Annotated in this window: 12 protein-coding genes; all 12 read left to right on the plus strand. The window is 61.0% G+C overall.

Going from position 1 to position 11,977, the window contains the following annotated elements; translation table 11 throughout:
* The first annotated feature begins 43 nt into the window (after positions 1–43).
* On the plus strand, positions 44–601 hold the full coding sequence (locus B5E60_RS10960; RefSeq protein WP_143260744.1) for an MqnA/MqnD/SBP family protein: 558 nt from the start codon (positions 44–46) through the stop codon (positions 599–601).
* A 75-nt stretch (positions 602–676) separates the two neighbouring features.
* The gene (locus tag B5E60_RS10965; protein WP_087311551.1) at positions 677–1,660 is read left to right on the plus strand and encodes a magnesium transporter CorA family protein; all 984 of its coding nucleotides are present in this window, start codon (positions 677–679) and stop codon (positions 1,658–1,660) included.
* 400 nt (positions 1,661–2,060) lie between these two features.
* Positions 2,061–3,530 carry an oligosaccharide flippase family protein gene (locus B5E60_RS10970; RefSeq protein WP_087311553.1) on the plus strand — a complete coding sequence of 490 codons (1,470 nt, stop codon included), beginning with the start codon at positions 2,061–2,063 and terminating at the stop codon, positions 3,528–3,530.
* Positions 3,531–3,533: 3 nt separating this feature from the next.
* Positions 3,534–4,679 (plus strand): DNA polymerase III subunit, encoded by a 1,146-nt coding sequence (locus B5E60_RS10975; protein ID WP_087311555.1) that lies wholly within the window; start codon positions 3,534–3,536, stop codon positions 4,677–4,679.
* Positions 4,680–4,691: 12 nt separating this feature from the next.
* A complete protein-coding gene (folK, locus tag B5E60_RS10980) occupies positions 4,692–5,192 on the plus strand; it encodes a 2-amino-4-hydroxy-6-hydroxymethyldihydropteridine diphosphokinase (RefSeq protein WP_087311557.1) in 501 nt (166 codons plus the stop codon).
* Between the two features lie 8 nt (positions 5,193–5,200).
* Positions 5,201–6,166 carry a hypothetical protein gene (locus B5E60_RS10985; RefSeq protein ID WP_087311559.1) on the plus strand — a complete coding sequence of 322 codons (966 nt, stop codon included), beginning with the start codon at positions 5,201–5,203 and terminating at the stop codon, positions 6,164–6,166.
* Between the two features lie 32 nt (positions 6,167–6,198).
* Entirely contained in the window at positions 6,199–8,205 is a 2,007-nt protein-coding gene (locus tag B5E60_RS10990; RefSeq protein ID WP_239403318.1) for an Ig-like domain-containing protein, read from the plus strand.
* 1 nt (position 8,206) lies between these two features.
* A complete protein-coding gene (locus B5E60_RS10995) occupies positions 8,207–9,031 on the plus strand; it encodes an outer membrane beta-barrel protein (RefSeq protein ID WP_087311561.1) in 825 nt (274 codons plus the stop codon).
* A gap of 12 nt (positions 9,032–9,043) precedes the next feature.
* Positions 9,044–9,385 (plus strand): 30S ribosome-binding factor RbfA, encoded by a 342-nt coding sequence (rbfA, locus tag B5E60_RS11000; protein WP_087311563.1) that lies wholly within the window; start codon positions 9,044–9,046, stop codon positions 9,383–9,385.
* Positions 9,386–9,398: 13 nt separating this feature from the next.
* On the plus strand, positions 9,399–10,607 hold the full coding sequence (locus B5E60_RS11005) for an ABC transporter permease (RefSeq protein WP_087311565.1): 1,209 nt from the start codon (positions 9,399–9,401) through the stop codon (positions 10,605–10,607).
* Positions 10,607–11,434, plus strand: a complete 828-nt coding sequence (locus tag B5E60_RS11010) for a DUF4296 domain-containing protein (protein ID WP_232009123.1) — start codon at positions 10,607–10,609, stop codon at positions 11,432–11,434. Before B5E60_RS11005 ends, B5E60_RS11010 begins: the two co-directional genes overlap by 1 nt.
* Entirely contained in the window at positions 11,391–11,741 is a 351-nt protein-coding gene (locus B5E60_RS11015) for a hypothetical protein (RefSeq protein WP_087311567.1), read from the plus strand. Before B5E60_RS11010 ends, B5E60_RS11015 begins: the two co-directional genes overlap by 44 nt.
* Positions 11,742–11,977 lie beyond the last annotated feature (236 nt).

Here is an 11,977-nt window from a genome sequence, read left to right on the forward strand (position 1 = left end):
TATCGTACCTTTGTTTCACGAACCAACATTATATACCTTATGGATGATGGTCACAGTTCCGCGTATAGCCGTTGTGTCGTGCCTGAGCACGACGCCATTCATTTATGGTATCCGACACGAGGGTAACCTTCGTGCGGAATTGTTGCTGTCTACCCCTTCCGAATCCCTCCAACGTTTCGTCGACCGCCAGGCCGACATCGCCCTGATCCCCGCTGCGGCCTACCCGACGCTGAAAAGCGCGCGTCTGGTTACGGAGTATTGTGTCGGCGGAGTTCCGGCGTCGCTCGATGCCCTGCTCGGAAGCGACGATCCGCTCGTCGAGGCGTGGAAACCCTACGCGCATCTTCCGATGGCCTTTGCACTGTGGGTGGCCCATCCGGAGGTGGAGCCCGAGACGGTCGAGGCGCTGCAGTATGCGCTGACCTACGGTCTGGAGCGGGGTTATGAGGCCATTCTCGAATCGCCCTATGCCGATGATGCGGGGGGTGCCTACGAAGGGCTGGCCCATTTCGACTACATTTTTGACAATCAGAAAGACAAGGCGCTCAAGAAGTTCTGGGACTCGGGCCTGAAGGTGGCCCCGAGGACCAATCCGGGCTGAAGAGGTTAGCGCGGGCCACGGGGTCCGCCTCTCTGTCCAGGGATTCACGAACTGTCAACGATTAGAGAGCCTTACATGATAACCATCTACCTCAAACAATACAACAAGATCATCCGGAATGCGGATACGAAGCTCTTCGACGAGTTGGGTTACGACGACATTCTGTGGATCGACATGTTGTCTCCCACGATCAAGGAGCAGAAGGCGGTCGAGAATTTCATGGAGATCAGCCTTCAGACCAAGCAGCAGGTCGAGGAGATCGAGTCGACGTCGAAATACTCGGAGAACGAGAATTCGATCGTCTCGAATGCGAACTTCTTCATCCCGACGGGTGATTCGTTTATCGTCGAACCGGTTTCGTTCATCATCTCGAACGAGGGTGTGCTGGTTTCGGTGCGCAATGCGGAGTTCCGGACCTTCCGCGAGACGGAGAAGCGGCTTCAGATGAACTACCGGAGCTACTCGACGGGCTATCATCTGTTCATCTCGCTGCTGGAGGTGCGCATCGACTTTGATGCCGACCTGGTGGAGCTGATTGCCAAACAGGTTGCGGCGCTTTCGAAGGACATCAACTCGGAGGATTCGATCGACAAGGAGGTACTGCACCGCATCAGTGCCCTTCAGGAGAGTACGATGTCGTTGCGCGAGAACATCTTCGACCGGCAGCGGGTGCTGTCGGGCATTCTGCGTTCGGAGCGTTTTCCGAACGATATCTACCCGCGTCTGCAGCTGATGATCAAGGACGTGAATTCGCTGATCAACCATGCGGACTTCAGTTTCCAGCGTTTGGACTACATCCAGGATGCGGCGCTGGGTCTGATCAACATCGAGCAGAACGGCATTGTGAAGATCTTCTCGGTGGCTGCGGTGATCTTCATGCCGGCGACGCTCATCGCGTCGATCTACGGCATGAACTTCAAGACGATGCCCGAGCTGGAGTGGACGTGGACGCTTTCGAACGGCTGGGTCATTCCGCTGGGTTACCTTTTTGCCATCGCGCTGATGATCATCGCGTCGATCCTGACGATCTGGTTCTTCCGCTACAAGAAGTGGCTCTGAGGAGTTGCGTGTAAGGCGTTTTCTTACGGGCGACGTTGCCGGATCGGGCGACGTCGCATGCCTTTGCCGGCGGTGCTGACCCCTGCCCCGGTTTTCTCTCCGGTTTCTCCTTGGGCCCTCGCCGTCTTCTGTACCCGGTCTTTTTACCCTCCTTCCCCTCGGCCCGCATTCAGTCCGTCCTGTTGCCATACGTCCGGTCTTCATGCAGTCCGGTTCCGGTTCGCTCCTCCCCGACTCATCTCTTTCGTCTGCAGGCCGTTGTGCGGCGCTGTGCGGTGTGCTTCCGGTGCTGTTCCGGACGGTGGTGGCCCGATTGTGCCCCTCTTTCCATGAAAGAGGGGTGAAATGATGCGGGCAATCCGGTTAAAATTTGTATCTTTGCTGCCTATATAGCCTCAGTATGCTCGAAAAACTGGCCAAACAGACTGCCGTCTACGGCATCAGCACCATCGTGGTGCGCTTCCTGAGCTACCTGCTCACGCCCTACTATACGCGGGTGTTCGGACAGGAGACCTACGGAATCGTCACCGACGTCTACGCGCTGATTCCGCTGGCGCTGACGCTGCTGACGATGGGCATGGAGTCGAGCTACTTCCGCTTTTCGGCCAAGGCCGAGGAGGCGGGGGGTGACGTGGCGGGGGCCAAACGGCGTCTTTTCGCCACGACATGGGGCATCACGTCGCTGGCTGCGGCGGTCTTCTTCCTTCTGATGACGCTCTTCCGCGGAGGGGTTGCCTCGCTCATGGGCGAGGCCTACGTGGCCCATCCGGAGTATGTCGTCTGGGTGGCGCTGATCATCCTCTTCGACGTGTGGGGCTGCATTCCCTTCTCGCGGCTGCGCGAGCAGGGGCGGGCGATGACCTTCGTGGGGCTGAAGGCGCTGAACGTGGTGCTGAACGTGGTGCTGGCCTTCGGATTCGGAGCGGCGGGGCTTTTCCGGACGGATTTCGGCGTGGGATGGGTTTTCGTGGCCAATCTGGCGGCGAGCGTAGTGACGTGGCTGGCGATCCTGACGACCACGAACCGCACCGTTCCGCGGATCAACTGGACGCTTCTGGCGGCGGTTTTCGCCTATTCGCTGCCGCTGCTGGTCGGGGGGCTGGCCGGCACGGCCAACGAGTTCATCGACCGCCAGCTGATCAAATACCTCGTTCCGGAGGGCTCGATGGCCCAGCTGGGGGTCTACGGCGCCATCACGAAGATCGCCGTGGTGATGATGCTCTTCTACCAGATGTACCGGCTGGCGGCGGAGCCCTTCTTCCTGTCGAACTTCAAGAAATCGGACTTCGTGGCGATGAACGCCGCGGCGCTGAAATACTACGTCATGGTCTCGATGGTGATCTTTCTGGGCATCGCGCTCTTCCGCGACCTCTTTGCGCTGATCGTGGGGCGGGATTTCCGCGAAGGGATCTTCATCCTGCCGGTGGTGCTGGGGGCCAATGTGCTGACGGGCGTGTGGCTGAACCTCTCGTTCTGGTACAAACGCGAGGAGCGGACGTCGCTGGCCATTGTGGTGACGGGTTCGGGACTGGTTGCCATGACGCTCTTCGGCTTCGGCCTGATCCCGCGATGGGGTTACTACGGTGCGGCCTGGGCGCGTCTGGCCAGTGAATCGGTGATGGTTGCCGTGAGCTGGTGGCTCAACCGCCGCTACTTCCCGACGCCCTATCCGTGGGGACGGATCTGGGAGTATGTCGTCGTGGCCCTGGCGGCCTTTGCGCTGTGCGAGACGATGTCGCGCCTTGTGGACAATATGTTTGCGGGCTATGCGTTTAATATAGTGATCTTTGTGGTGTACGGGCTCTACCTGATCCGTCGCGAGCGGATCGACGTGGGGGCCATGCTCCGCGCGGTACTGAAACGGGGTTAAGGGATGCGCTTTGCGGATATCATCGGACAGGAGGATCTGAAACGGCATCTGACCCGCTCGGTTGATGCCGGACGGGTGAGCCATGCGCAGCTCTTCACCGGGGCCTCGGGCTACGGGACGCTGGCTTTGGCGGTGGCCTACGTGCAGTACCTCTGCTGCCGCCACCGCCACGACGGGGACTCGTGCGGCGAATGCCCGGACTGCCGGCAGATCGAGGCGCTGGCCCATCCGGATCTGCACCTGGTCTTTCCGGTCAACCGGCAGGGCAAGAAGTCGGGCGAGGCGATGCTGAGCGACGAGTTTCTGCCGCAGTTCCGCGAGCTGTTCGCCGAACGGCGGGGTTACTTTTCGCCGCAGGAGTGGTACGACCGGCTGGATCTGGGCAAGACGCTCAAGGGGATGATCTCGGCGCGTGAGGCGGACGAAATCATCCGCAAGCTGTCGTTCAAGAGCTTCGAGTCGGACTACAAGACGATGCTGGTCTGGCTGCCGGAGACGATGAACGAGGAGGCGGCGAACAAGATTCTGAAGATTCTGGAGGAGCCTTGGGAGCGGACGCTCTTCATTCTGGTGAGCGAACGTCCCGACCGGCTGCTTCCGACGATTCTCTCGCGGACGCAGGAGGTGTCCGTGCCGCGCATCACGCCGGAGGTGCTCGAGGCCGAGGCTCGGCGGCGGGGGGTGAGCGATCCGCAGCAGGCGCACAATATGGCGCGGCTGGCGGGGGGCGACGTGCTCGAACTGGGGCACCTGGTGGCGGGCGAGAACGACGCGCTGCGCAAGGAGTATTTCGATCTCTTCTGCAGTCTGATGCGTCTGAGCTATAACGACAAACACCTCGAACTGATCGGCTGGGCCGAGGAGGTGGCGCAGCTCTCGCGCGAGCAGCAGCAGGGCTTTCTGCGCAATGCGGCGCGGCTGCTGCGGGAGAGTTTCATGCTCCATGCGGGGATTCCTCAGATCGGCTACCTGTGGGGCGAGGAGCTGGCCTTCTGCTCGAAATTTGCGCCGTTCGTCGGGACGCAGAACATCGAGCCGCTGATTGCGGAGATCGAGCGGGCGGGGGTGCAGATCGCGCAGAACGGGAATCCGACGATCGTATTCACACATTTTGCACTCACGGTGAGCAAGATGATAAAACATTTGTAGCTTTGTAACGGTATGGCACGAGTGGCATTGTTAATGGGCGGCAACCTGGGGGACGTGAAGCGGACCCTCCAAACGGCACAACAGTTGATCAATTCGCGGGTAGGCGCGGTTCTGCGCTGTTCGCACCGTTACGAGAGCGAGGCGTGGGGCTTCCGGAGCTCGACGCGCTTCTCGAACCAGGCGCTGGAGGTCTCGACCGACCTCACGCCGCACGAGGTGCTGGACGCCTGCCAGGCGATCGAACGGGACCTGGGGCGCAACCGGGCCGCGGAGGCCATCGAGAAGGCGACGTCGGGTGCAGCCTACTGTTCGCGGCCGATCGACATCGACGTGATCTTCTACGACGACGTGGTGCTGTCGGACGAACGGTTGACGCTGCCCCACCCGCGGCTTGCCGAACGGGAGTTTGCGCTGGTTCCGCTGAACGAGATCATGCACCAGCGGCGGCATCCGGTGACGGGGCTGACCGTGGGAGAGATGTTGGAACGGCTTCGCAACGAAGAGAAACGATAACACGCCGGATGAAACGCATCGGGTACATACTGCTGACGGGACTTGGGCTGCTGGCGTCGGGGTGTTTCAAGGACACCTCGATCCGGACGAACTATATCCTCAAGCCGCTGTCCCAGGCCCTTTCGACGGATCCCTACACGCCGTTCGAGGGGCTGAAGGCCTACTCCTTCGACGCCGATACGGCGCTCTATACGGTGTCGAGCTACGAGGATGCGCTCAACGGCGTCATCAGCCTGAAGGGGCGGCCCTCGGAGCGGATCACGACGCCCGTGTCGACGTCGGCGCCCTACGAGCGGGAGGGGACGACAGGGTGGGTGAGCCTCGAGCTGCGGTCTCCGACGCAGATGGTCGTGGCGGTGGATCCGGTCCACCGGCTCTACGCCTATACGCAGCAGGAGGTGGAGGTGAATCTGCCGAACCTCTACGTGGCTCTGACCTTCCGGACGTGGAAGGAGGGCAACTCCTACAAGGACGGCAACTGGAGCTATTACAACGAATTCTATGCGCCGCCGGTCTACCGCGACTGCTACGTGGACGCGAAGGCGCAGCTGAGCGAGGGGGCCGCCGAGACGGCCATCTCGAAGATGGAGGTCTACGCCTATGCGGCCGATACGACGGCGTGGTATATCGCCTCGTACGACGATGCGGTGAGCGGTCGGATCACCTCGAAGGCCGACACGACCGACACGCGGACGATCCCGAGTTTCCGGGGCTACGCCGACAGCGGCACGGGCCTTTACAAGATGTCGGTCAGTGCCGGGAGTCTGATGGTGGTGGTAGCGGACCGCAGCGACCGGATGTACGCCTATACGCAGCAGACGGTGGATCTCACGCAGACGGATGCGCTGACCTTCCCGGCGCTGGTGTTCCGGCCGTGGCGGGGGCTGTGGCACGATGCGACGGATACGAACGGCTGGCTGGTGGTCAATCCGACCTATGATCCGGAGGCCGAAAAGCAAAACCAACAACCATGATGAGACGGGAGACACCCCATAGCGCCGGGAAGATGAATTTTCTGCGAGCGGTCGTGTTTTTGCTCTTTGCCACGGCCTTTCTGAGCCGCTGTGCGAGCACGATGACGCCGACGGGGGGTCCTCGGGACTCGCTGCCGCCGGTGATCGTGACGATGCTTCCGGACAACTTCACGACGAACGTCCCGACGGTGAACTACGGGAAGATCTACATCGAGTTCAACGAGTTCGTGCAGATCAAGGACCAGCAGAAGGAGTTCTTCACCTCGCCGCAGATGAAGAAGAAGCCGACGATCACGATGCGTGGCCGCGGCATCGTGATCCAGATGCGGGACACGCTTCGTCCGAACACGACCTATGCGCTGAATTTCGGCAGTGCGATCCGTGACAATAACGAGGGCAATCCGCTCTATTCGATGCGTTACGTCTTTTCGACGGGCCCGGAGATCGACTCGATGGTCATGTCGGGCTATACGGCCGACGGTTACCGGGCCGATTCGGTTTCGAAGTCGTTCATCTGGTTCTACCCTGCCGATTCGGTGAAGGATGTGGCGGAGTATGACTCGACGCTCTTCAACTACCAGCCGGCGGTGATCGGGCGGGCGGAGAACAACGGCATCTTCATTGCGCAGAACCTCAAGCCGATCCCCTACCGGATCTACGCCGTGGAGGACAAGAACGACAACCAGATGTACGATCCGGGAACCGACCAGGTGGGCTTCATCGACGGGGTGTGGAATCCGGCCGAGATGCCCGACTTTGCGATGTGGTACGATTCGATCCGGCAGTACGTCTCGGCCGAGCCGCAGCTTTACTTCCGGATGTTCACCGACCAGGCCTTCAAGCGTCAGGTGCTGTCGGAGAGCCAGCGTCCGAAGCAGCACCAGGCGATGCTCTACTTTTCGGCGGCGCATCCGGTGATCCGGTCGCTGCGATTCGACAGCATTCCGGAGGATCGGGTGATCGTCGATCCGCAGACCGTCGGCAAGGATACCATCGCGCTGTGGTTCAACGTTCCGTCGGCCGAGCTTCCGGATACGATCAAGGGTCAGCTCGTCTATCTGAAACACGATACGCTGAACCGCCTGCAGCCCGACACGACGCAACTGAAGCTTTCGTGGCGGCTGATCGAGACCAAGGAGCAGGAGCGTGCGCGGGAGAAGATCGAGCGAGCCCGGAAGAAGGCCGAGACGGCGGGCGAGGAGTTTGTGGAGCCGAAGCAGGAGAATCCCTTCGTCTTCAACATGCCGACGTCCGGGGATCTGAATCCGGAGAACCACCTGACGATCGACTTCGACTACCCGCTGGTCGAGGCCGACACGTCGCGGATGCTGCTGACGCGGCAGCTGGAGGACAATACGATCGAGGATGTCCCGATCCACATGGTCCACGACACGGCGATGCTGAGGCGGTGGTACCTGCGTGCGGATTGGGTTCCGGGGGGGCAGTATACGCTGACGATCCCGGACAGTGTTTTCCGCGACGTGGCGGGCTACGCCAACGACTCGATCGTGGGGAAATATACGGTCTACGATCCGGAGAAGTTCGCCACGGTGAAGATCCACGTTGCGGCCCGGGATCCGCAAATGCGCTACATCGTGCAGCTGCTCGACGGGAGCGGGACGCTGAAACAGGAGCGGCGAGACGTTGTTGCGGGCGACATCCAGTTCAACTACGTGCCGGCCGGGGAGATCAAGTTCCGCATCATCGAGGACCGCAACGGCAACGGCAAGTGGGATACGGGCAATCTGGTCGAGCGTCGCCAGCCGGAGCGAGCCGAGATGTATGTCAACGCGGAGGGTGAGGATACCTTTGCGACGAAGACCAACTGGGAGATCGAGTTCACGATGGATATGGACCGGATCTTTGCTCCGGTGACGATGCAGTCGCTGTCGCGGATGCTCGACGAGCGGGAGCTCCAGCGCCTGCGCCGTGAGGCGGAGAAGCGGGCCAAGGAGGGTCCGAAGAAGAAGGAGCAGCCGCAGAATATGAACAACAGTAGCTTCGGTTCGGCCGGAAGCATGTTCAGCAATTTCAGATAACATGACAGGAAGACGACATATGCGGATATGGCTGCTGTCGGCGGCGGGACTGTTAGCCGTCGAAGCGGCCAGTTCGCAGCATACGCTGGGCGTCATCGGGGGCTACGGCATGGGCAACGGACGATTTGACCCGAAGCAGGAGACGCGGGCGCTCTGGGGTCTCTACAGCGGGGGTCTGACGTGGCGTTACTACGGTCATCAGCGTTTCGTGGGGGGCTTCGGCGTCGATCTGGAGTTCCAGCAGCAGGCCTATTCGTTTGCGACGAACGCCTCGCAGGTCGACGAGAAGGAGACGGCCAACTATCTCTACTATACGCGACGGATCAATTCGGTGGTTCTTCCGGTGGTGTGGCAGCCGCACGTCTATCTGCTTCGGAACCATGTCCGGGTCTATCTGGAGGCCGCGGCGACCTTCTTCTACAACTTCTCGTCGACGTGGGAGCAGGAGTATTTCATCGACACGCAGACGCGTGAGAAGGGGACCGAAGGGGGCACCTATACGTTCAAGGTGCCGCGCGACAACCGCTGGGGCTACGGTCTGGCGGGTGGCGGCGGCATCGCGTTTCTGATCCGGCGCTTCGAGCTGAACTTCCGGGTTCGCTACTACTTCGGCTATTCGGATATCGTGCGCAACCGCAACCGTTACTACGACAATGCCGACGACGGGCCGGAGAACCCCTTCTATACGACGCCGATGCGATCGCCGCTGGACAACCTGACGATCTCCGTCGGATTGAGCTACCGCTTCAACAAGGAGGGATTCGAGACGTGGAAGCCGCGGCCGAAACGCGAGAAGAACAAGGAGGTATTCAAGTTCGGACTGTAAAACGAGGAAATTATGGAAACAACGCGACAACAGAAAATCGCCAAACAGATCCAGAAGGATGTGGCGGATATCTTCCAGAAGGAGGGGGCCTCGCTGGTCCGCGGGGCCTTGGTCACGGTGACGGGCGTCCGGGTATCTCCGGATTTCAGCTATGCGAAGATCTACGTGAGCATCTTCCCCTTCGAGCAGAGCCAGGCGCTCATGGAGCGCTTCGAGCACCAGAGCTGGTTCATCCGTCGGGCCCTGGGGCAGCGGATCCGCAACCAGCTGAAGAACATCCCGGAGATCCAGTTCTTCCTGGACGACTCGCTCGAGTATATCGAGCACATCGAGAAGGCGTTGAAGGAGGACTGAGACACGGTCTGCCATGCTTTCCCGCTACATAGCCCGGCGATATTTCTTCTCACCCCGTTCACGTTCGGTCGTGAATCTGATTTCGGGGTTGAGCGTGGCTGCCGTGGCGATTCCCGTGGCGGCGATGGTGATCCTGCTGTCGGTCTTCAACGGATTCGAGACGCTGGTCAAGTCGATGTATTCGGCCTTTGATGCGGAGTTGACGCTAACGCCGCGGCGGGGTCAGACCTTCTCGGTGACGGATCTCGACACGGCGGCGCTGCGGCGGATTCCGGGGGTCGGTGCCCTGTCGCTCACGCTGGAACAGAGCGTGCTGCTCGAACACGGGGGGCGCCAGGCCACGGCGACGCTGCGGGGCGTGGATGACTCCTACGGCGAGGTCTTCGACCTGTCGGATGCCGTGGTGACGGGCCAGTGGCGGGTGCGCCTGGGCGATCTCGAGCGGCTGGTCATCGGACAGTCGATGGCGTGGATGCTGGGGATTCGCTCGCTGGCGGATGCCGACGTGACGATGTACGCCGTGCGCCGGGGGAGTTTCTCGACGCTGCTGCCGATGGACAACTATACGCGCCGCACGGAGCCCGTGGGGGGTGTCTACGTGCTGGACCTCGATACGGAACGGACCTACGTGCTGACCTCGCTGCGGCTGGCGCAGTCGCTCTTCGAGACGCCGGACCGGGTTTCGGCCGTCCAGATCCGGCTGACCCCGGGGGCCAGCCCCGAGCGGACGCGCGAAGCGGTCGCGGCATCGGCTGGCGACGGGTTCCAGGTCCGGACACGCGACGAACTGCGGGCATCGTTCTACCGGATCATGACCTATGAGAAGTGGGGCATCTTCTTCATTGCGCTGCTGGTTCTGGTTGTGGCCTCGTTTTCGGTGGTGGGGGCGCTGTCGATGCTCATCGTCGAGAAGCGCGGCGACGTGGAGACGCTGCGGGCGCTGGGAGCCGATACGGACCTGATCCGGTCGATCTTCCGCACCGAGGGGCTGCTGATCTGCGGCCTGGGGGGTGTGATCGGACTGGTCGTAGGGGTGACGTTGAGCCTTCTGCAGCAGCATCTGGGTCTGATCGAGATTCCGGCGGAGAGTTTCCTCACGAAGAGCTATCCGGTGGAGTTCCGCATGACGGATCTGGTGGTCGTTGCGGCGGCCTTTGCGGTGGTAGCGGCGCTGCTTGCGAACGTGACGGTCCGCAGCATGATAAAGAAAACAACCCGATGATGAAGATGAAACGATATCTGCTGTATGCGTTGACGGGCCTGCTTCTGGCGGGCTGCAACCGGCATACGATCATTCCGGACGACGAACTGGCGTTGATCTTCCACGATGCGTTCCTGACGAATGCCTACCTCAATGTGGAGAAGGTTCCGACGGATTCGCTGCGTCTGTACGAACCGATCTTTGCGCGCTACGGCTATACGACCGACGATGTCCACTATACGATCGGCAACTTTTCGAAACGCAAGAGTGCGCGTCTGGGCGATGTGGTGGAGCGTGCGATCGACCTGCTGGAGGCCGAAGGGAAGATCTACAACCGGGAGGTAGCCATTCTGGATACGATCGACAACGTGGCTCGGCGGACCTTTACGGAGACGCTTCGTTCGGATTCGCTGATTCGGGTTCGCTCGCTTCGGGATACCTCGCTGTTGAGTTTTACGGTGGATGTCGAGCCTGGCGAGTATGATCTGTCGCTGCGCTACGAGATTGATTCGTTGGACCGGAATCCGCGGGGTCTGAAGGCCCTGATGTGGCTGGAGCGTCGGGACAGCACACGGACGGGGACCTATACGACGATGCTCCGCCGCAACCGGGAGGAGCGTTTTACGCGGCAGTTTACGACCGACACGACGCATCGGCGGCTTCATGTCCATTTTCTGACCTTCGGCGAGAAGGCGCAGCGGCCCTCCGTCACGGTTCGGGATCTGAAGCTGACGCACACGCTTCCGGCGGCTCCGGCCGTAGATCGCCTCTACGAGCAACAGCTCAATATCCGTATATTTGCCGATGAATTCTTCCGCAAAGCCCTTCCGCCGCAGGATAGCCTCTAATCTGCTCTGGACGCCGCAGGGGGTGTTGCGCCAACCGTTGGTCACCTTTTATGCCGACGGGAGTTTTCTGGTGGAACAGTGTCCGATGCCCGACCGGCTGGCGGCGACGGAGTTTTATGCGGGGCTGCTGGTGGCGGACTTCCCGGCGGATTGCCGACCGGCCTTCGAACGGATGCGGGCGGAGGGGGGAGATCTTGCCGTACTGCTTCCGCGAATGGTGGCCGAAGGGGGTGTCTGGGTGGTGATCTCGGGGCTGGACTACGCGGCCCTGCGCCTTACGCCCCAGTCGCGGATCCGGCCGTTGTAACTGCGGATCGCCGGCTTTGCCCCGGCTCCGATCCGGTTTCGTCCCGTTTTGAGCCGTTTGGACCCAGCCCTGCTCCAGTTCCGGGCCGTCCCTCCTTTCCCTTTCGATTTTCCCGGCTCTTTCGGCCCTCCCTTTCCGCCTGTTTTTTCCGTCGTCTCTTGTTTTCTTCCATTCAGACGGGCAGATGCTCCTCGACGGTACGTCGCAGATGGCTGTTGTCGAGGTGGGTGTAGATT

The sequence above is a fragment of the Alistipes sp. An116 genome (assembly GCF_002161005.1).
Taxonomy (GTDB): domain Bacteria; phylum Bacteroidota; class Bacteroidia; order Bacteroidales; family Rikenellaceae; genus Alistipes; species Alistipes megaguti.

What these genes read in the sequence shown, in the direction of transcription:
- B5E60_RS11015 (WP_087311567.1), top strand. Translation starts at nt 11,391, where the DNA reads ATGAATTCTTCCGCAAAGCCCTTCCGCCGCAGGATAGCCTCTAATCTG.
- B5E60_RS10985 (WP_087311559.1), top strand. Translation starts at nt 5,201, where the DNA reads ATGAAACGCATCGGGTACATACTGCTGACGGGACTTGGGCTGCTGGCG.
- B5E60_RS10965 (WP_087311551.1), top strand. Translation starts at nt 677, where the DNA reads ATGATAACCATCTACCTCAAACAATACAACAAGATCATCCGGAATGCG.
- B5E60_RS10995 (WP_087311561.1), top strand. Translation starts at nt 8,207, where the DNA reads ATGACAGGAAGACGACATATGCGGATATGGCTGCTGTCGGCGGCGGGA.
- B5E60_RS10990 (WP_239403318.1), top strand. Translation starts at nt 6,199, where the DNA reads ATGAATTTTCTGCGAGCGGTCGTGTTTTTGCTCTTTGCCACGGCCTTT.
- B5E60_RS11010 (WP_232009123.1), top strand. Translation starts at nt 10,607, where the DNA reads ATGAAGATGAAACGATATCTGCTGTATGCGTTGACGGGCCTGCTTCTG.
- rbfA (WP_087311563.1), top strand. Translation starts at nt 9,044, where the DNA reads ATGGAAACAACGCGACAACAGAAAATCGCCAAACAGATCCAGAAGGAT.
- B5E60_RS10975 (WP_087311555.1), top strand. Translation starts at nt 3,534, where the DNA reads ATGCGCTTTGCGGATATCATCGGACAGGAGGATCTGAAACGGCATCTG.
- folK (WP_087311557.1), top strand. Translation starts at nt 4,692, where the DNA reads ATGGCACGAGTGGCATTGTTAATGGGCGGCAACCTGGGGGACGTGAAG.
- B5E60_RS10960 (WP_143260744.1), top strand. Translation starts at nt 44, where the DNA reads ATGATGGTCACAGTTCCGCGTATAGCCGTTGTGTCGTGCCTGAGCACG.
- B5E60_RS10970 (WP_087311553.1), top strand. Translation starts at nt 2,061, where the DNA reads ATGCTCGAAAAACTGGCCAAACAGACTGCCGTCTACGGCATCAGCACC.
- B5E60_RS11005 (WP_087311565.1), top strand. Translation starts at nt 9,399, where the DNA reads ATGCTTTCCCGCTACATAGCCCGGCGATATTTCTTCTCACCCCGTTCA.